The sequence below is a fragment of the Herpetosiphonaceae bacterium genome (assembly GCA_036374795.1).
Taxonomy (GTDB): domain Bacteria; phylum Chloroflexota; class Chloroflexia; order Chloroflexales; family Kallotenuaceae; genus LB3-1.
The window spans coordinates 15809-36219 of record DASUTC010000167.1 but is presented as its reverse complement, the minus strand read 5'-3'; the positions used below and the strand labels follow the sequence as shown (position 1 = coordinate 36219).

Annotated in this window: 16 protein-coding genes; 7 read left to right on the top strand and 9 right to left on the bottom strand. The window is 62.4% G+C overall.

The features are described from left to right. Positions 1-163: 163 nt before the first annotated feature. The 6 genes from VFZ66_12135 to VFZ66_12110 all read left to right on the top strand — a co-directional run bounded on the left by VFZ66_12135 (position 164) and on the right by VFZ66_12110 (position 6273). Positions 164-1009: a 3-hydroxyacyl-CoA dehydrogenase family protein gene (locus VFZ66_12135; GenBank protein ID HEX6289935.1), complete on the top strand. Its 846-nt coding sequence runs from the start codon at positions 164-166 to the stop codon at positions 1007-1009. A 36-nt stretch (positions 1010-1045) separates the two neighbouring features. Further along, positions 1046-1291, top strand: a complete 246-nt coding sequence (locus VFZ66_12130) for a phosphopantetheine-binding protein (GenBank protein HEX6289934.1) — start codon at positions 1046-1048, stop codon at positions 1289-1291. A 59-nt stretch (positions 1292-1350) separates the two neighbouring features. After that, on the top strand, positions 1351-2484 hold the full coding sequence (locus tag VFZ66_12125) for an acyl-CoA dehydrogenase family protein (GenBank protein ID HEX6289933.1): 1134 nt from the start codon (positions 1351-1353) through the stop codon (positions 2482-2484). A gap of 13 nt (positions 2485-2497) precedes the next feature. Further along, a complete protein-coding gene (locus VFZ66_12120; protein HEX6289932.1) occupies positions 2498-3568 on the top strand; it encodes an HAD-IIIC family phosphatase in 1071 nt (356 codons plus the stop codon). A 70-nt stretch (positions 3569-3638) separates the two neighbouring features. Then, positions 3639-4661, top strand: a complete 1023-nt coding sequence (sbnB, locus tag VFZ66_12115) for a 2,3-diaminopropionate biosynthesis protein SbnB (protein HEX6289931.1) — start codon at positions 3639-3641, stop codon at positions 4659-4661. Positions 4662-4893: 232 nt separating this feature from the next. Beyond that, a complete protein-coding gene (locus VFZ66_12110) occupies positions 4894-6273 on the top strand; it encodes an Hsp70 family protein (protein ID HEX6289930.1) in 1380 nt (459 codons plus the stop codon). 91 nt (positions 6274-6364) lie between these two features. Here the strand turns inward: VFZ66_12110 and VFZ66_12105 are convergent, their stop codons facing one another. From VFZ66_12105 to VFZ66_12090, 4 genes are all read right to left on the bottom strand, one after another. Then, positions 6365-6715 (bottom strand): hypothetical protein, encoded by a 351-nt coding sequence (locus tag VFZ66_12105; GenBank protein HEX6289929.1) that lies wholly within the window; start codon positions 6713-6715, stop codon positions 6365-6367. 47 nt (positions 6716-6762) lie between these two features. Beyond that, on the bottom strand, positions 6763-7656 hold the full coding sequence (locus VFZ66_12100) for a DUF2267 domain-containing protein (protein ID HEX6289928.1): 894 nt from the start codon (positions 7654-7656) through the stop codon (positions 6763-6765). Between the two features lie 100 nt (positions 7657-7756). Next, entirely contained in the window at positions 7757-8470 is a 714-nt protein-coding gene (locus tag VFZ66_12095; GenBank protein ID HEX6289927.1) for an HAD-IA family hydrolase, read from the bottom strand. 64 nt (positions 8471-8534) lie between these two features. Next, positions 8535-9266: an HAD-IA family hydrolase gene (locus VFZ66_12090; protein HEX6289926.1), complete on the bottom strand. Its 732-nt coding sequence runs from the start codon at positions 9264-9266 to the stop codon at positions 8535-8537. Between the two features lie 102 nt (positions 9267-9368). On the opposite strand from VFZ66_12090, the gene VFZ66_12085 reads away from it, so the two are divergent. Further along, complete coding sequence (locus VFZ66_12085; GenBank protein ID HEX6289925.1) at positions 9369-10253, top strand: UbiA-like polyprenyltransferase; 885 nt, start codon at positions 9369-9371, stop codon at positions 10251-10253. Positions 10254-10273: 20 nt separating this feature from the next. Here VFZ66_12085 and VFZ66_12080 read toward each other — a convergent pair whose 3' ends face one another. The 5 genes from VFZ66_12080 to VFZ66_12060 all read right to left on the bottom strand — a co-directional run bounded on the left by VFZ66_12080 (position 10274) and on the right by VFZ66_12060 (position 20387). Then, complete coding sequence (locus VFZ66_12080) at positions 10274-10540, bottom strand: RHS repeat-associated core domain-containing protein (GenBank protein HEX6289924.1); 267 nt, start codon at positions 10538-10540, stop codon at positions 10274-10276. An 86-nt stretch (positions 10541-10626) separates the two neighbouring features. Beyond that, positions 10627-10914: a colicin immunity domain-containing protein gene (locus VFZ66_12075; GenBank protein HEX6289923.1), complete on the bottom strand. Its 288-nt coding sequence runs from the start codon at positions 10912-10914 to the stop codon at positions 10627-10629. Position 10915: 1 nt separating this feature from the next. Further along, positions 10916-18220 (bottom strand): RHS repeat-associated core domain-containing protein, encoded by a 7305-nt coding sequence (locus tag VFZ66_12070; protein HEX6289922.1) that lies wholly within the window; start codon positions 18218-18220, stop codon positions 10916-10918. A 341-nt stretch (positions 18221-18561) separates the two neighbouring features. Beyond that, on the bottom strand, positions 18562-18963 hold the full coding sequence (gene apaG, locus VFZ66_12065; protein ID HEX6289921.1) for a Co2+/Mg2+ efflux protein ApaG: 402 nt from the start codon (positions 18961-18963) through the stop codon (positions 18562-18564). A 209-nt stretch (positions 18964-19172) separates the two neighbouring features. After that, positions 19173-20387, bottom strand: a complete 1215-nt coding sequence (locus VFZ66_12060; GenBank protein HEX6289920.1) for a L,D-transpeptidase — start codon at positions 20385-20387, stop codon at positions 19173-19175. Between the last annotated feature and the right edge of the window lie 24 nt (positions 20388-20411).

Here is a 20411-nt window from a genome sequence, read left to right as displayed (position 1 = left end):
CCAGCTTAATATATTGCCCTTGACGCTGCTGCACGATCCGCCGACAATTGAGGAGCGAGCCTTCGATCCAATACCGATCGAGCAGGAAAGGAGCATCATCGGGTATCCTAGACCCTGGCTCATCTGATGCATAGCGCAGGTAGCAACCATAGCGAGGTTTATCATGAAGGTAGGAGTGATCGGTGCCGGCGTGATGGGCACGGGAGTGGCCCAAAATCTGGCCCAGACCAATCACGATGTTGTGCTGATCGATGTGAGCGAGCAGATTCTGGAGCGGGCACAGGCCGCGATTCGGAATGGGCTGCGGCTCCATCGGATGCTCAACAGACAGGCCGACCAGCCCCGCATCGACGAGATGCTGGCGCGAATTGCGCTCAGCACCGATCTCGATCTGCTGCACGATGTCGATTTCGTGATCGAAAACGTCGTCGAGAAGTGGGAGGTCAAAAACGTTGTGTACCAGCGCATCGATCCGATCTGCCCGCCGCACTGCGTGTTTGCCGCCAACACCTCGGCGATCTCGATCACCCGCATCGCCGCGCTGACCACACGGCCCAGACAGGTGCTCGGCATGCATTTCATGAACCCGGTGCCGATGAAGCCGATGGTCGAGGTGATTCGCGCCTTTCACACCTCCGACGAGACGCTGGAGATCGCGCAGAGGCTCCTCGCGGCGATGGGCAAGCAGGGCATCGTCGTCAACGATATGCCCGGCTTCGTCTCGAACCGCGTGCTGATGCTGACGATCAACGAGGCGATCTTCCTGGTACAAGATCAGGTCGCCTCCGCCGAGGATGTCGATACGATCTTCAAGACCTGCTTCGGGCACACGATGGGGCCGCTCGAAACAGCGGACCTGATCGGCCTGGACACGATCCTGTTCTCGATCGAGGTGCTCTACGAAAGCTACAACGACAGCAAGTACCGTCCCTGCCCGCTGCTCAAAAAGATGGTCGATGCCGGGCTGCATGGCCGCAAGAATGGGCGCGGTTTTTACACCTACAGCTAAATCCGCCGCAAACCAACACACGTCCTGGAGGACCAGATGACCGAGCACAAACAGAAGATTCGCGATTTTCTCAACCGTCACTTTCAAAACCATACCTTTGAAGATGACGAGGATATTTTCGCCAGCAACTTCGTCAACTCGCTCTTTGCCATGCAGCTCGTGCTCTTCGTCGAGCAAGAGTTTAGGATCACCATCGACAATGAGGACCTGGACATCGACAATTTCCGCACGATCAGCACCATCGCGGCCTTCGTCGAGCGTAAAGCGACGTCGGCTGCGTAGCGCAGCACAGCGCGATGTTGCGATCGATGATCGACGATCAGGTGTACTAGGGGAAGCGCATGCAGTTTGAATTGACCGCCCAGCAGCAGGCGGATCTGACCGAGTACACGACGTTCGTTCGGGAGCGGATCGTGCCCTACGCCGATGCCTGGGATCAGGCCGAGCAGACACCGCCTGAGATCATCAGGCTCCTGGCGCGGCAGGGCTACCTCGGCGCGATCGTGCCCGCGAGCAGCGGCGGCACCGGCAAAGACATGCTGACGTTTGGCCTGCTCCACGGCGCGATTGGACGCGGCTGCTCGTCGATCCGCAGCCTGCTGACCGTCCACAGCATGGTGGCCTACGCGATCCACAAGTGGGGCGCGCGCCAGCACAAGGAGCGCTGGCTGCCGTCGCTCGTCTCAGGCGAGCGGATCGGCGCGTATGGGCTGAGCGAGCCGGACGTGGGCAGCGATGCCGCGAGCATCGCCACCAGCGCCACGCCGACCGGCCAGAGCTTTATTCTCAACGGCTACAAAAAATGGACCACCTACGGCCAGATCGCCGATCTTTTTTTGATCTTTGCGAGCTGCGAGGGCAAGCACAGCGCGTTTCTGGTGGAGCGCGACACGCCCGGACTCCACATCGCGCCGATCAGCGGCATGCTTGGCACGCGCGCCTCGATGCTGGCCGAGCTCACGCTGGACGGCTGTGAGATTCCCAAAGCCAATCTGATCGGCGGCCTGGGCTTTGGCCTGGCGGCGGTCGCTACCAGCACGCTCGACATCGGGCGCTACAGCGTGGCCTGGGGCTGCGTCGGCATCATCCAGGCGTGTCTGGAAGCGTCGCTGGCCTATGCCGAGCGCCGCATCCAGTTCGGCGTGCCGATCAAGAACCATCAACTGATCCAGCAGATGATCGCCAACATGCGCGTGAATCTGGAGGCGGCGCGGCTGCTCTGCTACCAGGCCGGTTTTCTCAAGGACATCAACAGCCCCGATACGGTGATGAAGACCTGGATGGCAAAATACTTCGCCGCCACCAGCGCGACGCAGACCGCCGCCGATGCGGTGCAGATCCACGGCGCGAACGGATGCAGCCCGGACTATCCCGTCCAGCGCTATTTCCGCGACGCGAAGATCATGGAGATTATCGAGGGCAGCACGCAGATTCAACAACTGATGATCGCGAACTACGCGCAGCAGATCGCGTGAAAGGACCAGCACTATGACGGGAGAGCCGCGCGCCGAAGCTGTCGCGCGCAAGAGCACATCGTCCGCCGTGAAATGCGTCGTCTGGGATCTCGACAACACGCTCTGGGATGGCGTGCTGCTGGAAGATCCGCAGGTCGTGCTGCGGCCCGATGTGGTCGAGGTGATTAAAACGCTCGACAGCCGGGGCATCCTGAACTCGATCGCCAGCAAGAACGATCACGATCTGGCGATGGCGAAGCTGTGCGAGTTCGGCGTCGAGGAATACTTTCTGTATCCGCAGATCACCTGGAGCAGCAAGTCGTCGTCGCTTGAGGCGATTGCCAGGGCGATCAATATCGGCATCGACACGCTGGCGTTCGTCGACGATCAAGCCTTCGAGCGCGAGGAGGTGGCCTACGCTCAGCCGAGCGTGCTCTGCCTGGATGTGGCGGATCTGGCGACGATACTGGATCTGCCCATGATGAATCCCCGGTTCATCACCCAGGACTCGAAGCTGCGCCGCCAGATGTACCTGAGCGACATCGCCCGCGCCAGGGCCGAGCAGGAGTATGTCGGTCCCAGCGAGGGCTTTCTGGCCTCGCTCGGCATGATCTTTACGATCGCCCCGGCGGGCGAGGGCGATCTTCAGCGCGCCGAGGAGCTGACGGTGCGCACCAATCAGCTCAACACCACCGGCTACACCTACTCCTACGAGGAGCTGGATCAGCTTCGCCAATCGCCCGATCACAAGCTGCTGATGGCAGGTCTGAGCGATACCTACGGCAGCTACGGCAAGATCGGCCTGGCGCTGATCGCATGTCAGCCGGAGGTGTGGACGATCAAGCTGCTGCTGATGTCGTGCCGGGTCATGTCGCGCGGCGTCGGCACGATTATGATGAGCCATATCCTCCAGATGGCAAAAGCGGCGGGCGTCCGCCTGCAGGCCGAGTTCGTCTCCAATACCCGCAACCGCATGATGTATATCACCTACAAATTCAGCGGCTTCAAGGAGGTCGAGCAGCGCGGCGAGATGACGATCTTCGAGCATGATCTGCGCCAGATCCAGGCGTTTCCTCCGTACGTCGAGGTCCGCCTGCTCGATTAGGCTGTCCCGTGCTGCCGACGCTTGAGGCCGTCGAACGACGGCAACGACCACTCGAAAGGAACATTTAAGCATGACGCTCGCTCCGATCCGCCTGTTACGGGCGACCGAAATCCAGAACATGCTCGCGGGCCGCGAAGACGAGATCATCGAGGCCGTACGACGCGCCTACGAGGTCCATGCCGGGGGCCAGAGTTCCCTGCCGCACTCGGTCTTTTTGCGCTTTCCCGACGATCCGCGCAGCCGCATCATCTCGCTGCCGGCCTTCCTGGGCGGCGACGCGCCGATCGCCGGCGTCAAATGGATCGCGTCGTTTCCCAGCAATCACGATCTCGGCATCCGGCGCGCCTCGGCGGTGATGATCCTGAACTCGGTTCGCACCGGCCTGCCTGAGGTGATCATGGAAGGCTCGCTGATCAGCGCCGCACGCACCGCCGCCAGCGCCGCGCTCGCCGCGCGCTACCTCCACGCGGATCGTCCAGCCGAGACGATCGGGCTGATCGGCTGCGGGATCATCAACTTCGAGATCGCGCGCTTTCTGCTGGCGGTCTTTCCGCAGATCAGCACGGTGATCCTCTTCGACATTCAGGCAGAGCAGGCGGCGCGCTTCGCCGCGCGCTGCCGCAGGCTGCGCGAAGATCTGCGTGTGGTGAGCGTCGATAGCCCGGCGGAGGTGTTCCGGCAAGCGCCGCTGGTCGCGCTGGCGACCACCGCCGTCGAGCCGACCATCGACGATCTCTCGATGTGCGCGACGGGCAGCACGATCCTGCATATCTCACTGCGCGATCTGACGCCGCAGGTCATCCTCGGCTGCGACAATATCGTTGATGATGTCGATCATGTCTGCCGCGCGCAGACCTCGGTTCACCTGGCCGAGCAGCAGGTGCGGAACCGCGACTTTATCCGCTGCACGCTGGCCGATATTACGCGCGGCAGTGCTCCGGCGCGTACCGATCGCGAGTCGATCGCCGTGTTTAGCCCGTTCGGGCTGGGCGTGCTCGATCTCGCGGTCAGCCAGCTCGTGCTGGAGCAGGCGCAGCGCCAGGGCATCGGGTTGCAGATCGACGATTTTCTGCCATCGGACGAGGCGCTGTGATACGACCTCCAGCGCCCGCATTGATCCGATCGATCGACGGGGCACCGCGCGTCGTGCCCCGCCAAGGTTGCGCTTTCGCTAGAAAAATGGGGGCTTACCAACCAGGCGCGCGTATGGTATAGTTGATCCTCCGCGCGTCAAGCGGGACTGATCAAGACCGGTGTCATGCTAGGCATGATCCTGGTCGTTTTGTGCTGTCACGCAAATGGTTTGGCTTGTATGGAGGTTCAAGATGCGTGTCGGGTTAGACTGGGGAACGACCAACACCAGCGCTACGATCTATGATGGGCGGCGCGTCCGATTGCTGGATCTTGATCCGGTCAACGCCAATCCATCCGTGCTGCGAACCGCGCTCTTCATCGGGCGCGAGGGCGATGTCGCGCTGGGCCGGGCCGCGATCAATCGCTATACCGAGGGCAACGTCGGACGCGAGATCGAGTACCAGCGGACCTACATCGGCGAGATCGCGATGACCTTCGCGGGCGTTGGCACGATCCGACAGGGCATCTTCGTGGATACCGACGCCAACGCGCCCGGACGATTGTTCCTGTCGATCAAGCTGGCGCTGTCCGATCCGACCTACACCAGCACCAACGTCTTCGGCGCGACCTGGAGCGTCGAGGAGCTGATCGCGCTGACGCTGAAGCGGATCGGCGAGCGCGTCCACGAGCTGACCGGCGAGCAGATCGATGAGATCGTGATCGGGCGTCCAGTCCACTACGCCACCGAAGAGCGCCGCGACCAGATCGCGATCAAGCGGATGCGCGCCGCCGCCGAGCTGGCCGGGCTGCGCAACGTCCAATTTCTGGCCGAGCCGACCGCCGCCGCGCTGACCTATCGGCGGCAGAGCCACCGCGCGCAGCATGTGCTGGTCTTTGACTTCGGCGGCGGTACGCTCGACGTGACGATCATGCGGATTGAGCCCAACGGCCAGCGCGAGATCCTGGCGACCGACGGCGTGCCTGTCGGCGGCGATCTGCTCGATCAGCGGATCGTGATGGGCAAGCTGCATCCGCACTTCGGCGCGGGCGCGGTGCTGGGACCGCGCCGCCTGCCGCTGCCCGCGTTCCTGCTCGATCATCTTGAGGGCTGGCAGAGCATCGTTGAGATGCATAATCCCAAGACGCTCGACATCATCGACGAGGCGATTCGTACGGGCGACAAGCCGCAGCAGCTCAGGGCGCTCCGCGCGCTGGTGCGCGAAAACTACGGCCTGCCGCTCTACGAGATGGTCGAGGGCACCAAGCGGCAGCTCTCTGAGACGACCGAGACGACGTTGAGCATGCACGCCTCGGCGATCAACTTCGACGAGTCGCTGGCGCGCTGGGACTTCGAGCGTCTGATCGGGCCGGACGTGCGCGCAGTTGATGCGTGTCTGAAGCGGGCCTTGAGCGCGGCGCAGCTCGATCCGCGCGAGATCGACGTGGTGCTGCGCACGGGCGGCTCGTCGCGGGTGCCGCGCTTTGTGCGCCTGCTGGAAGAAACGTTCGGCAACGATAGCCTCTTCGACGAGGGCGAGGGCATCTTCACCTCGGTCGCATCCGGGCTGGGAGCGGTCTTCTCCGATCCTCACCTGCGCCGCCAGCTGGCAGACACCGGCCACCTGCAATAAGAACAACGAACAAAAGAACAAAGAACAAAAGAACAAGGTCTTAAATGGCTTGTTCCCTTGTTCCTTTGTTCCTTGTTCCCTGATCCCAGCGCTAGCGGGTATTCTCGTCCATGCGATTGGTGATGCTCTTGCGCGCTGCGGCATCCGGCGGTAGCTGGTCGAAATCGACCTGGCTACCGCTGCCGCGCTCAAGCTCCGATCCCTGGCGAAACTCCATCCGCTGAACGCGCAGCTCAGCCTCTTTGATCAGCGCGTCGATGTTGGTGCGCGCATCTGCTCGACCGCGCTCCTGCTGAAGCGCCTTGAGGTCGGCCAGCTCCTGCTCAAGCGTGCGATTGGCGGCGGCCAGGTCGTCGGTGTCGCTCGCGTAGGTCAGCCGCTCCTCGACGTAGTCTTGCAGATTCTCGTCGCCGTCGCCACGTAACCTTCGTCCTTCGGTCATAGTCGTCTCCTCTCACCGGGATCGCATCCGGCAGCGGCAGGGCAGCGCTACACGCTATCCCAGACCTCTTGCATCTCACCCAGATGCGTCACGGAGCGATCCGCATCATCGCCCAGCGCCCGCTTGAGCGCGCCGAAGAAGCTGTGGACCGCCGCGTCGATCCACGGGTCGTCAGGCGTCTCGCCGACCTCCTCCGAGAGCTGATGGTAAAAGTCCTGCCTGGTCCATTTTTGCAGCAGACAGACCATGCGGGCATAGCGCTCGGCGAAATCGCCGCCCCACATCATCTCCTCAACCTGGACTTCGGGCGCTTCGCCGACGCGCACCACCGAGGCTAGCTCGGTCGCCAGGGCATCGTCGGTTTCAACCGCGCGATGGCGCAGCGCGTTGAAGACCGCGCGGGTCCACTTCTCGGCCTCGGCGCGCGATGGAAAATGGCCGATGCGCGTTACATCGTCGATGAACGTGTTGCGACTCGCCGACAGCGGTGTTGCGCCCGCGCCGCCGGGCGTGTTCGGGAAGATCCCGCGCGGCGAATTGCGCAGGTACTCGTCCATCTGCTCGGTCGTGTAGGGCAACCGCGTTTGATCGGCAGTAGGAGCGTTGTGACCCTTGGTAAAGCTGGCCTCGTTGCGAAAATCGTTGCCGCGCTCCATCTCGATGCGGGCATCCGGCCCGACCGCGCGCACCACCGTATCGGGACGATACGAGGCTGGCGGCGGCAGCTTGCCCTCATTCTGAGCCTGATCGATCGCCTGCGCGCGCGCCGGATCGCGTCCGCTCTCCTCGGTGCTCGGCTCGGCACCAGCTTCGGCGTTGTGATGGCCCGACGTTGCGCCGATGTTCTTGTTGATGCCGGACGCGCCGGGATAGGTCTGAGGATCGGCGGTCGTCGCCGACTCCTGTGGCGTACGCTGGTGAGGATTCTCGTGTTGCGTCATTACGATGTTCTCCTTTACGCAAGCAGTTGCCGTAAGTCCTTCAGCAACTGCAATGCCAGGGGCAGATCGCAAAGGAGCGCGCCATCGAGCAGAGGCGCTATCAGGTAGTCGAGCGCGCCGGAGCCAGCATTGTCTCAAGCTCGCGTAGATCGCGGATCACCGCGCAATCCACGGCGGGCGCTTTCCCGGCGCGATCGAGCAGCACCGGCTCGATCCCCGCGGCTCGCGCGCCGCGCACATCGGCGTAGTAGCTGTCGCCGATGTGCAGCGCCTCGTGGGGCTGCACCCCGGCGCGCTGAAGCGCCAGCCGGTAGAACTGGAGGCTGGGCTTGGCAAAGCCGATGTTGCCTGAGCAGAGCACGAAATCGAGGAAGCGCGTAAAGCCGTGGGCATGCAGGATACGCGGCAGCGTCGGTGCCCAATCCGACACCGCGCCCACACAGAAGCCACGGGTATGTAGCCACTCCAGCACCGCGCGCGACTCAGGAAACGGCTGCCATGCGGCTGGCTCGCCATACCATGCGATCAGCTCATGTGCCAACTGTTGCTCTTCGTCGTACAGGCCAAGCGCGTCGAAGACCTGGCGGTAGTAGTCCAGCCACATCGCGCGGATCGTCTGCGCATGCGACCAATCATCGCGCAGCGAGTGGTAGCGGGCCATGTGCTCGACATCCGCCAGCCGCATCGCCATATCGACCGTCTCCTGCGAGACATTGTGGCCGTGCGCCTGCAACAGTTGACGGCAGACCTCCGCAGTGGGCTGCGCGGGGTGGAGCAGGGTATGACCGACATCGAAAAAAACAGCTTTGATCATCAAAAAAATCTATCGTGAATCGTTACACGCGGCTGTATTTTCCCAGCGCGACGTGCAACAACGCTTAGAAAGCAGCGGACTTGCCCAGCAGCGGCGGCAGCTCGGCAATAGCGTGGATCACCGGCACGTCGAGCCTGGGCCAGGTGCGCCGCCGCCAGTCGAGCAGGATCGCATCCATGCCCACCGTCCGCGCGCCGCGCACATCGGCGTAGTAGCTATCACCGACATGCACAATCTGTTCGGGCCGCACTTCCGCACGCCGCAGCACCAGCCGATAAAACTCCTGCGACGGCTTGGCAAAGCCGATGGCGCCTGAAACCAGCGCCCAATCGAGGTAGCGCGACAGGCCAAGGGTGTGCAAAATACGCGGCAGCCCCGATACCCAATCCGAGGCGATGCCCAGGCGGTAGCCCTGCGCGTGCAGCGCCGACAGCGTCTCCAGCACGTGCGGGTACAGCCGCCAGTTCGCGGGATCGAGGTAGCGGTCGATGATCGTCTGGGCGTAGCGCGCATCGGGGTCGGAGACGCCCATCTCGGCGAGCCACTGGCCGTAGTAGCGCAGGTACAGGCGATTGATACGCTCATCGGCCTCCCAGGTATCGCTGAGCGGACGCAGATAATCGGCCAGAAACAGACGCTCGGCGCGACGGTGCGCGGCGGAAAGCGCAGCATCGTCGGGCTGGACTCCCAGCTCCGCCAGCAGCGTGGCGACGATCGTCGGCGCTTCGCCGATTGGCTCGATCAGGGTGTAGCCGACATCGAATGAAATAGCGGTGTAGCGCCGGTCTGTGGACATGCCTAAAGCATACCAGCACCCGTGGCTCAAGCGCAAGCCGCTTCAGCATCGGCGCGCGTAACCCAGTATAATGCAGGTGTTCACGGAGTAGAATCAAATCCTATGCATGCAACTCGTCCACGTCTTCCACGCTCGATCGCGATCCTGTCGGAAAACATCAAGTTCGAGCATACGATCTTCGCGCTGCCGTTCGCCTACCTGGGCAGCCTGCTGGCGGCGGGCGGCTTTCCATCGCTGAGCGTCTTCTTCTGGGTCACGGTGGCGATGGCCGCCGCGCGCACTGCCGCGATGTCGCTCAACCGCTATATCGATCGGCACATCGACGCGCGCAATCCGCGCACGGCGCGCAGGCCAATACCGGCGGGCCAGCTCTCGGCGCGGGCCGTGCTGCTCACGGCGCTGCTGTCGATGGCGATCCTGGTGGTCGCGGCCTATATGCTCAATCCGCTCTGCCTGCTGCTCTCGCCGATCGCGCTGGCCGCGCTGGTCTTCTACTCGTACACCAAGCGCTTCAACCCGTTATGTCACGTCGCGCTGGGCCTGACCGATGCGATTGCACCTGCCGGGGGCTGGCTGGCGGTCCGTCCGTCGTTCGCGTGGCCGGAGGTTGCGCCGATGCTGCTGCTGGCGCTGGCGGTCGCGCTGTGGATCGGCGGCTTCGATATGCTCTATGCCTGCCAGGATGTCGAGTTCGATCGGCGGGAGGGCCTGCACTCGATGCCCGCCGACTACGGCGTTCCATTCGGCCTCACCATGGCGCGCACGTTCCATGTGGGCATGCTGGCGGCGCTGATCGGCGTGGGAGTGCTGCTGGGGCTGGGCTGGCCCTTCTACCTGGGCCTGGCGATCACGGCTGGGCTGCTGATCTGGGAGCACAGCCTGGTCAAGCCCGACGATCTGAGCAAGATCAACCTGGCCTTCTTCAACATCAACGGCTATATCGCCGTGGTGCTCTTCGTCTGCACGCTGGCGGCGCTCTACGTCTAGCGTCCGCAATCATAGGCGGATCAGCTTGCCGACGGTCGCCACTCCTGCGGCGTGCGGCTGCCGGAGCCTTGCCCGCCCTGAGCGAAGAGCGGCGCGGCGGTGGTATCGCTCGGTGCCATCGTCAGCGCGCCGACCTCCGCCACCACCGTGTCCGCCGACAGGAAGCGCCCCAGCTCCGGGTCGTAGTAGCGCGCGTGGTAGTAGAGCAGCCCCGTCGCGTCTTTGCGCTGCCCGGTGAAGTTCAGGCTTGTCTCCGGTGTTGCGCTGGATGCTATTGATCGCTGCACTGATCGCTATTACTGGATCGGCTGTACCAAGCCACAAGACCAGGCAAAATATTAGGAATTAATGCAGCGATCAATAACTCTTATCCTCATACATTTGTCGCTCCCTCCAATTCGTTAATCAGAAGTAATGCCTTCGCTGCTTCACGGCGAAGCTGCTCTTCAGAGATCATAAAAGCGGTTTCTTGACCAGGAAGGCACTCGTGCCAGTAGCTGTCAACGGCTCCAAAGAGAGCGTCTAGGATGCAGAAAAGCTGCATATCCATTCCTTCTGATTCGGATTTGAACGCATTCAGAAATTGACGCTCGAACTCCTCTACAGAAATTTGACGTTCTATAAAGGCATGGATTAGCAATTTGTACTCTAGGAGCCTCATCCTATCCTCCTCCAAGCTTACCAGTGGTTGTAACATGACGGATTTGATCCAGAGATAATTTCCAACCGCTGATGAATGTCCCATTCAGATCAACAACCACATTACGGCCGGTTGCAGGATCATAATAATGGGTAACGTTTTGTCCACGATACGTTCCTTGAATCTTTTGTATCCTTGGTAGATGAACATGCTGATCCAGGGCATCCAGGAACAAATCCTGATTAGCCGCATTGTTGTTACCCACAACTCCGAAATCTTTTGCATGCTTGAATTTCTTATTGAGTTGTGTTCTTAAGAACTTAACACAGGAGTTGTGCACCAACCACTGCCCATCGCCGACAAAGAAGGTATGGGCCTGGGCCACGCTGAGATTGTACATTGGCTGGACCTGCGCGACAACGGTGATGCCTTGCACCATCCCGTCGGTCTGGTCCGCCGTGCGCACCTGCGCGCCAACCCACAGCTCGCCCGCCGCCGTCCAGCCTTGTTCGTGCGTGTAGAAGGGATGTTCAGGTGTCGTTTCGATCACCTCACCATCGATTGTGAGCTGCACGATGATCGGGTCGGCGTGGACCAGCACCGCCGTGACCGTGTAGCTGCCCGTGGTTCCGGTTCCCTCATCATAGGCTAGCACGTGTTCGCCCACCTGCACCGTGCGGATCGCCTTCGGTCCCTGCGCGGTGGCGACCACGGTGTCCCCACTGAAGCTACACGCTTTGCCGACAGTCGCCACCGCCCTGCCGACCTTCCCCAGCGTCGTGCCAACGCGCGTGGCCTGGCGCGCTTTGGCCGCGACCTGCGCGCCTTTGGCGACGGCCCGCACACCCACGCCGACGCCGGTCACGCCGGGCAGCAGCAGCCCGACGATATTCCCAGCCATCGAGAGGCCGTTGGTCCAAGTCAGGCCGTTGTTGTAGATGTCGTAGGCGTCGTAGGCGATGCCCGCGATGTCCAGCGCGCTCTCGATGTAGTGCCCGGTCGGGTCGGTGTAGCGCAGCGGGTTGTTGGTGGCGTAGGCGTAGCGGTTCAACTCCTGCGGCGTGCGGCTGCCGGAGCCTTGCCCGCCCTGAGCGAAGAGCGGCGCGGCGGTGGTATCGCTCGGTGCCATCGTCAGCGCACCGACCTCCGCCACCACCGTGTCCGCCGACAGGAAGCGCCCCAGCTCCGGGTCGTAGTAGCGCGCGTGGTAGTAGAGCAGCCCCGTCGCGTCTTTGCGCTGCCCGGTGAAGTTCAGGCTTGTCTCCACCAGCCCGCCGCTGCGCACCTCGCCCCACGGTTTGAACTCCTGCCCGCTCTGCCACGCGCCGCTCGCGGTCAGCAGCACGCCCGGCCCGCCCAGGTGGTCGCTGTGCAGGTAGTGGAGCGTCGAGCCAGTGCTCGTGTTCGTGCGCTGCGCGACGTGCTTGGCCTGGAAGAGATACGTCTGCCGCGCGACACCGCTTTCGAGGTCTTCCTCCCACAGCGCCGAGAGATAGATCGTCGTCGTGCCGTTGCGCTGCTTGCGCACGCGCTCGCCGTCGGCGTCGTAGGCATAGCGCTCGACGATGCCATCGCTGCCCGTGACGCTGGCGACCAGATTATTGACAGTCCAGCTCAGGCTGCGGCCTCCGCCCGTCAGCAGATTACCGTTGTTGTCGTAGGCGTAGGGCTGCCCGCCCTTGCTGCGCACCTGATGCGGTCCCGCCCCGGTGCCGTTCCCAGCCGCGCCATAGCTGTAGCTTACTGGCGCTTTGCTGCTGCCCTTGCTCGTCAGGTTGCCGATTTTGTCGTAGGCGTATTCCTCGTTGTAGAAGCCCGCGCTGGACGGCTGGGTGCCGGTGTCCGTCGTGAAGGCGCTGACCAGCCGGTCGCGGTGGTCGTAGCCGAACGTCTGCTGCTGCTGCGCCACGTGATCGCTGATCGTCGCGACATTACCGGTTTTGTCGTAGGTGTAGCTCCGGTCGAAGATGTTGGACGTACTGACGGTCGTTCGCTCCAGGCGCCTGGAAAGCGGCTCGTAGGTCCAGCTTTGCGTCCACCGGCTACTGTCGAGGCCGAACTCCGACTGGATCGGCTGGTCGATCGCATCATAGGTCGCGCCGCGCACCAGACAGCGGCTTTCGGTCGCATCCACGCAGGTGCTGCGCTGGCGTCCGGCGGAATCGTAGCGGTTGTACACGACCTCGCCGTTGGGATAGCGCAGCGTCTTGACCCGCCCGCCCGCGTCGTAGGTTCGGCTAAACACCCGGTTGCCGGAGAGGCCGTTGACGATATGCTCCTCGCTCAGGGTTTGCCCGCGCGCATCATAGCCGTAGTGCGCGGTGATCAGCGGGCTGCTGATCGAGGTGCGCTGGCCCTTACCGTTGGCGACCGGCTCGTCGTAGCGGTAGACGCCGCTGGTGAACTCGCGATAATCGTCCAGGTAGTTTGCGCCGCTATAAACCCAGTGTCGGAAGCGCCAGTTCTTGCCCGCAGGCATGGCGTAGGTGTAGCTGTTGCGGACGGTCGGGTTATTCTCCTGATAGACCAGCACGCCAAAGCCCTGAGCATCGTCGAGCGTGAGCTGCAAGATGTACCAGGTATTGGGCGTCAGGCTCGCGAGCAGCGGCTTGGGATAGACCCAGGTCGTGCCGTCGAGGGTATACTGGACTTCGAGCTTGCCGTTGAGCTGGCGCACGCCGAAGCGGTTGTTCACGCCGCCATCGTTGCTCTCCACCGCCAGGTGCGCATCGACGCTCGCGCTATCGACCTTGAAGCGGACCTGCGCGCCCTCGCCGCTGGTCAGGGTGTAGGCCGAGCGGTAGAACGTGCCGGTCCAGCCACTACCCGTGCCGACATTCTTGACCACGCGGTTGCCCGCATCGGTGAACGGCACGGTCTGCTGCGTGTTGTATGTCCAGGCGGTCGTATCCTTGGCATCGTACGCATCGGCGATCAGGCCGGTCGTTCCTCTGGCGATCATCCGGCCCAGGTCGTCGTAGCTATAGGTGATCGTCTGGTTCTTCGCGTCGGTCTGCCTGACGAGCTTGCCGTCGGTGTCGTAGGCGTAGCTCCACAGTCCCATATCGGGATCGGAGAGCGAGGTTTTGCGGCCCAGCGCGTCGTAGGCTACTGTCGTGCTGTTGTTGTGGGCATCCGTCACCTGCGTCAGGCGGTCGAACCGATCATAGCCATAGGCCGTGCGCGCATACTCGGCGTACTGCGTCGGGTAGGTGCTATTGCAGAGCAACCCATACCAGCCACAATCGCCCTGCATCTCCAACACCTGATGCAGACGGCCAAAGCTATCGTAGCGGTACTGCGTCATGTGGCGATTGGCGTCGACGACGGAATGATACTCACGCTTACCGAGCGAGTCTTGCACGATGCCATAGAAGTGTGAGGTCGTGGCGTTATCGGGCAGCGTCACGACCGTTTCGCGGCCCAGCGCGTCGTAGCTTGTGGTCTTGTAGCGCACGCTGGCATCGGGCTGGACGTAGGCCCAGAAGGTATCGTTGGGCGTCTCGCTGCGATAGCGCGGCTGCGAATCCTTGATCATCCGATCCAGGCCGTCATAGACCTTATCGGTGATCACCGTCTGCGCGGCCTCGGCGCTCTCCTTCTTCGTCTGGATCTCACGACCAAGACCATCATAGAACTTGATGAGTGGTCGGGTGCCCATCACGCCATTGACCTCGTCCTTCGCCGCGACGACATAGCGGAACGGCTGCTCCCAGTCGTAGTAGTAGGCCTGCACGGTGGGCGAGCTGGAGGTATCGCCCGGCTTGATCAGCTTGACCATCCGCCCAAATACATCGTACTCGGCGCTGGTGAGATTGTTGTTCGGGTCGGTCACGCTGATCAGCGATCCCATGCGGAAATCGTAGTTCGCCTGCTCCGTCAGAACCACGCCGTTGACCGCTGGTGGGTCGACTCTCGTGCTAAAGGCGTGGAAGGTGGCGTCGTACGTCGTGGTGGTGGTTGAGGCGGCGCTGCCGTTGCCCGGCGCGCTGAACGTGCGCACGCCGTTCACAACCGATGACGTGCCCGGCGCGGCATAGCTTGTCTCGGTGATGCGATTGCCGTAGTCGTCGTAGGTGTAGGTCGTATCGACGCTCAGCAAGCTACCCGACAGCGCGGCCTGTGGCGGATCGGCATAGAGCTTGCTGACCCGCGTCAGATCGCCTTTCGCGCCGATATACCTGGGAGCGCTGTTGTTGTCGTAGAAGTTGGCGGTGTACTCAACTTGATTCCAGGCCGCATCGAAGACCACGGTCGCCGTCTTGCGGTCGACGATATACGGATCGGCCTCGCGGATCGCATAGTAATGTCTGGTTCGCCGCAGGAGCGCGTTATTCTCGTCGAACTCCTCGACGCGCGACAGGTTGCCATATTTGGTGGTGGTTGCCGCTCCGTCGATGTAGTTGGTATCGCTTTCGTCGTAGAGGTACGTCGTGCGCTTGCTGAGCGCCTGCGAGCCATCCCACGTCGTCTCGATCTTCTCGGCCTCGTAATTCCAGGCGCGGTACAGCCCCGTCAGCGGTGCCGGGCCATAATCGTAGAAAACGACCGTAAAGTTATGGGTGGTTTCCTTGAGCAGCGGGCGTACACCGGCGTTCTCCGGGCCGAACACCTGGGTTAGCCGCTCCTTGCCCTTGAGGAACTCGCGGTCACGCATCTGCTGGAAGCAGGGGTCGTTAGGAATAGCGTTGCCCTCAAGCGGAGCGCCAGCGGCATCCTTGGGAAAACAGCCGACATCGCCCTGCACGAAATGGTGCCGCGTGAGCGTACCGCTGGGGTCGATCTCGTCGACGGAGCTATGACCCCGAAAGTCCTTCATCGGCTGCGATACCAGCCAGTTCTTGTACGGATGGTATGGGTCCCAGTATTTGTTGTAGTACAGCGCCGCCGAGTTGGGCCACTGGTTCAAGCTCTGGCTGTACAATCCCTTATCGCCGTCGCCGGTATTCATCGCCGCCGCCAGCGACGTACCCAGAGAGTTTAGCGCCGGAGCGGCGTAGTCATAGGTGTACGTGTAGCTGTTGCCGCGACCATCGGTGAGCGTGCGGCTTTTGACCCGGCGGTGATTGTTGAAGTTAATCTTGCCGGTTACTGCGCCGATCTGCTCGTAGGTAAACGTTTCCTGACCGCCCTGGCCGTTGTTGACTAGCCGCAGGCGGTTCCAATCGGCGATAGCCCAGGTAGCGCTTCCCCGATCAGTGCCGTACTCAAACCAGGTGCGCGGCAGGCGAGTCGTGCCGTCCTTCGCGTACTCCGTGATGCTGTTGAGTGTCAGCTTGGGATAGGCGGTATTGGCCTGGTTGTCGTTGATCGTCTGATCGGAGAAGAGCGAATAGACCTTGCTATCCGGCAGTAGATTGCCGTTGGCATCCAGGTTGAAGCGATATTCTCGCACCAGCTCCCAGGCCGCACCAGGCTGGCTCCAGACCTTGATCGCGTCCAGGCGGCGCGTCTCACGCGGCTGACCGAGCGTACCGCCATATTGATTGTCTGCGCCGTCGAAGGCCGTATCGTTGGTGCGCGCCGACGAGACAAACTCGACCTTGTAGCGGTCGATCGTGCCCCTGGCTGTGTTGCCGCCCCAGGTGATCGCCGTCGGCCATGCATCGCGGTCAACCGCAGCGCGTCCATAGTTCCAGGGATCGCACGAGTGCAGCGGCCCGACCCAGGTATCGCGGCCATAGCTGTAGGTGATCGTGTTCTTATGCGTATCGACGACGCGCGTCAACAGCCACTTGTAGGATTCGATCTCCGCGCTGGTGGCGCTGGCACAGCGATTCCAGCCATACCAGAGATCTTCCTCGAACTCAAAGAGCGTGCCGTCCGTGGCCCACACCTGCCACTTGTAGCGCGGCTTCCATCCCATCTGGTCGTAGCCGCCCCGGATCGGCGCGCCAGCGGCGTCCGCCGACGAGCTGCCGAAGGGTAGGACGCGCACTTTGATGAACGACTCGTCCGTCGGACGCCAGGCCCAATGGGTCGGATCAGGATCGTCGGGGCCGCTATTCCCGGCCAGTGCCTCGGCGCGCACGAGGTTATGCGACTGGCCGTTGAAGACCACGGTGTACGTGTCAACCCACTTGTTGGTACCCGCGTTAATGGTGATCTTGTTGCGGGAAACCATTCCTGTATCGAGGCTCCACCCTTTGCCAAGCCAGCCCGCCTGCTGCTTGGGACGCAGACCAGCACCGCCGTCAGTTGCGCCGGAGCTATAGCTGAGCTTCAGATCAGGCTTGATGCTATCCGGACCAGCCGGAACCTCGATCGGCATGCTATAGCTCGCGTGCCCGGTGAACAGGCTGACCTGCCAGCCTTTGAGCGAGGGAATGTACGCCTCCGAGGGCGATGAGCCGTCGCTCAACTGGTAGGCGCTGAAGTGATCGACCACCGCAGCCGCAGTGTTGCTCTGGGCATCGACGGTGGTTGGAATCGAAACCCACACACCTTCCTTCCTGGGACCGGCCTCAGGATCGAACCAGAAGAAGGTCAGGTCGTCCTCAGCAATGCCCAGCGCCTGCAACTGCTCATCGGTGTAGCGCAGCGTGATCGTCACCGGCGCGGCGAACTGGTGAACGTCTCGTCCCTGGTCGTCGGTCGCGTTGAGGAAAAACGTACCGAAGCCTTGCCTGGTCCTCGAAATGAGCGGCGGATTCTTTTCACGGGCGGCGGGCTGGCGCTGGTAGCTGAGTGTGAGCGCGCGATCTAACGCCTTCCCCGGCACATGAACCTCGACCTGACCGTCTGCGCTGCGCATTGTCGTCGGCTGGCCTGGGATAAAGCGCGTCGAAGCCGACCCCCGATGCTGCTCAAGTGCCAGGACACCGGCGATCTCGTGGACGGGTAGCTCAAGCCCTTGTGCGCTGGCCTGGGCACGTGCGAGCAGCGCCCCGCCTCGCGGCATGCGCGCAAGCCTGACTGTGGCGGTAAATGTCGTACTGGCGCTGCCAGCGAGCTGCTCCTGTGTCCAGTGCCAGCCTTTTGCAGATGAGATCAGGCCGTTATCGGAAACGGGCAGCGCGCCGTCGGGAACCGGCAGTGTGAGCGTCAATCCATGCGCGGCGTGCGCTGCCTGATTCGTTACCGTGATACGAATGGTAGCGGTCGTGCCCACCACGACCGGATCGGGCGCAACGACGAGATCGAGCGACAGGCCTGGCCGATTCCGCTGCTGAAGCGGTCCCGATGTGCGCGTCTCAGGCTGCGGCGGTACTGCGGCAGCCGAGGCCTGCGTGGGTTCGGTGAATGAGCTACCTATCGGCGCGACGGGGATCACGTTTATTAAGAAGATAATGAGGAGCAGGAACGAAGCTCGGCGGACAGAAAGCATGAACGAACCTCCGATAGGCAGGCACAGATCGTCCAGCCGATGCAGGTACCCGGCTAGATGATCAACAATATTGAGATGTTGCTTGGATTATTTCGTTTGGTAGGGAATAATCCGGTAACAGATTGCCTGGCGAGATAGCTTACCCGATGTAGAGCATCGACAAAGCTCGCCTGAGTGTACTAAAGGGTGACGTACATGACAAGTAGTACAAAAGTACTCCCTCGCTCTAGCCCAATCTGACAGGTAGAGCACAGCGGGTGCAGACAATTGCACACCCGGCAAACGGCGAGCATCCGGGCTACCGAATCGATCTGCCGCGTGGCAGGGGCTATGCCCGCGCGCTACAACAACCAGGCCGATGCATCGGCGGACAGGATGAAGCGCGGGATCTCCGCGTCAAACAGCACATCGTCGGTGCCGATGAAGCGATACGAGCCCTCCATGTAGCCCTGCGGCGACTTCAAGACGCAGAAGCTATGGTACTCATGGACGCCTCCCGGCGTTAAGATCGGCTGCTCGCCAACAACGCCCTCGCCGTCGACCTCGCGCTCATCGCCGATCGAATCGTAGATCAGCCAGTGCCGCGACAGAAGTTGGACCTTGCGTTTGCTGACGTTCTCGATCCGCACGAAGTAGGCAAACACATATTGCAGATGCAGCGGCTGCGAATGGTCGGGCAGATAGCGCGGACGAACCGTGATCCGAATGCCGCTAGTCTCCTTGTAGTAGAACGGACGAACCATACTCTCCTCTCAACGCTCATAAAGACAAGCGGGCCAGCCCAAAGCCCGCCCGCTATTGTAACAGCCAATCGCGCTCCGGCGGCGGCCTGAACGCTGATCGCACGGCAGACCCGCTCCGAAAACAACAGGATTTCATACGACGCCGGACATTAACAAGCGCGCAACGCCTGGTTGCGCGCTATCGACCATGAACAGTGCCGCGCTGAAAGCTACCGATGCACGATCACCTTGGTGCCCGTCGGTGCCCAGTTGTAGAGCCAGGCCGCCGAGTTGAGCGGCAGGTTGATACAGCCGTGGCTGATCCGCACGCCGGTGCCGAAGAGATTATGCCAGTAGGTGCCGTGGAGCGCCACGCTGCCGTTGATGTACATCACGTGCGGAACGTTCGGCACCACCCACGACTCGCCGTTGAGGTTGCCGCGCATGGTCTGGCTGCGCAGCTTGGCGTAGATCGCGTACGTACCCGTTGGCGTATTGAAGCCGTCCTTGCCCGTGGCAACCGGCGCTGAGAAGACGACCTGCCCGTTCTCGTAGGCGATCAACTGCTGCCGTGAGATGTCCACATCGATCACTTTGCCACCGGCGGGCGCGGGCGGCGCGGCTGGTTTGGGCGGGGCGGGCCTGGCGGTTGGCTTCGGCGCGGCGGGCTTGGCGGTTGGCTTCGGCGCGGCGGGTACCTCCGTGGGCGGGATCGCCGTAGGCGGCACGGGCGTGGCGGTCGGTGGAAGCGGCGTGGGCGTGGGCGGGATCAACGAGGCAAACGCCGCCGCCGGTTGATCGACGCTCACGGCCTGCGCGACCTGCACCGCCGACTGTTGTTCGGGCGTGATCAGCGCTTTTGCCAGCGCTACCTCGCGGCCCAGCGCCGTGATCTTGATGTCTTTGCCCGCCGCCAGCGCCGGGTAATGCTCCAGCCGCGCCCGCTCGAAGTACTGCACCCGAATGCTCGCGCCGTCGACCTGCTCCCAGACGGGCTCGGAGATCGGCTCGCCAAAGAGCAACGCGCCTTCGTGCTCGCGCCAGAAGCGCAGGAACGGCCCGGAGAGCGTATGTCCTGTTCGTTCAAAGATCTGCTCGTCGGCGCCGGGAGCGCGCGGCGGCAGCTTGGGAAACGTCCGCCAGCGCGTTCGCTCACGGCCCAGATCGCCTGGAACCACCTGGCCGTCGCGCTGCTCCAGCCGCGCGCGCTCGAAGTATTGGACCGGAACATTCGCCTCGACGACAATCGGCGTCAGGGGCAGGCCCAGCAGCTCGGCACCATTGTGCGCGTTCCAAAAATCAAGAAAGCCGTACTGATTATCGAGCGTCTGGCCGGTCTGCTCGAACGAGCGGCTGCCCTCTTGAGCGAACGTTCGCCCCATCCATAATCCGGCGATCACCAGCGCGCACAGCAAGTACCAGAACTTTCTGCTGCTCCAAGTCACGGCATGCTCCCTTTCCGGCAGGAT

What these genes read in the sequence shown, in the direction of transcription:
- VFZ66_12070 (HEX6289922.1), bottom strand. Translation starts at nt 18,220, where the DNA reads ATGCTTTCTGTCCGCCGAGCTTCGTTCCTGCTCCTCATTATCTTCTTA.
- VFZ66_12085 (HEX6289925.1), top strand. Translation starts at nt 9,369, where the DNA reads ATGCATGCAACTCGTCCACGTCTTCCACGCTCGATCGCGATCCTGTCG.
- VFZ66_12120 (HEX6289932.1), top strand. Translation starts at nt 2,498, where the DNA reads ATGACGGGAGAGCCGCGCGCCGAAGCTGTCGCGCGCAAGAGCACATCG.
- VFZ66_12090 (HEX6289926.1), bottom strand. Translation starts at nt 9,266, where the DNA reads ATGTCCACAGACCGGCGCTACACCGCTATTTCATTCGATGTCGGCTAC.
- VFZ66_12110 (HEX6289930.1), top strand. Translation starts at nt 4,894, where the DNA reads ATGCGTGTCGGGTTAGACTGGGGAACGACCAACACCAGCGCTACGATC.
- apaG (HEX6289921.1), bottom strand. Translation starts at nt 18,963, where the DNA reads ATGGTTCGTCCGTTCTACTACAAGGAGACTAGCGGCATTCGGATCACG.
- VFZ66_12125 (HEX6289933.1), top strand. Translation starts at nt 1,351, where the DNA reads ATGCAGTTTGAATTGACCGCCCAGCAGCAGGCGGATCTGACCGAGTAC.
- VFZ66_12130 (HEX6289934.1), top strand. Translation starts at nt 1,046, where the DNA reads ATGACCGAGCACAAACAGAAGATTCGCGATTTTCTCAACCGTCACTTT.
- VFZ66_12100 (HEX6289928.1), bottom strand. Translation starts at nt 7,656, where the DNA reads ATGACGCAACACGAGAATCCTCACCAGCGTACGCCACAGGAGTCGGCG.
- sbnB (HEX6289931.1), top strand. Translation starts at nt 3,639, where the DNA reads ATGACGCTCGCTCCGATCCGCCTGTTACGGGCGACCGAAATCCAGAAC.
- VFZ66_12135 (HEX6289935.1), top strand. Translation starts at nt 164, where the DNA reads ATGAAGGTAGGAGTGATCGGTGCCGGCGTGATGGGCACGGGAGTGGCC.
- VFZ66_12095 (HEX6289927.1), bottom strand. Translation starts at nt 8,470, where the DNA reads ATGATCAAAGCTGTTTTTTTCGATGTCGGTCATACCCTGCTCCACCCC.
- VFZ66_12105 (HEX6289929.1), bottom strand. Translation starts at nt 6,715, where the DNA reads ATGACCGAAGGACGAAGGTTACGTGGCGACGGCGACGAGAATCTGCAA.
- VFZ66_12075 (HEX6289923.1), bottom strand. Translation starts at nt 10,914, where the DNA reads ATGAGGCTCCTAGAGTACAAATTGCTAATCCATGCCTTTATAGAACGT.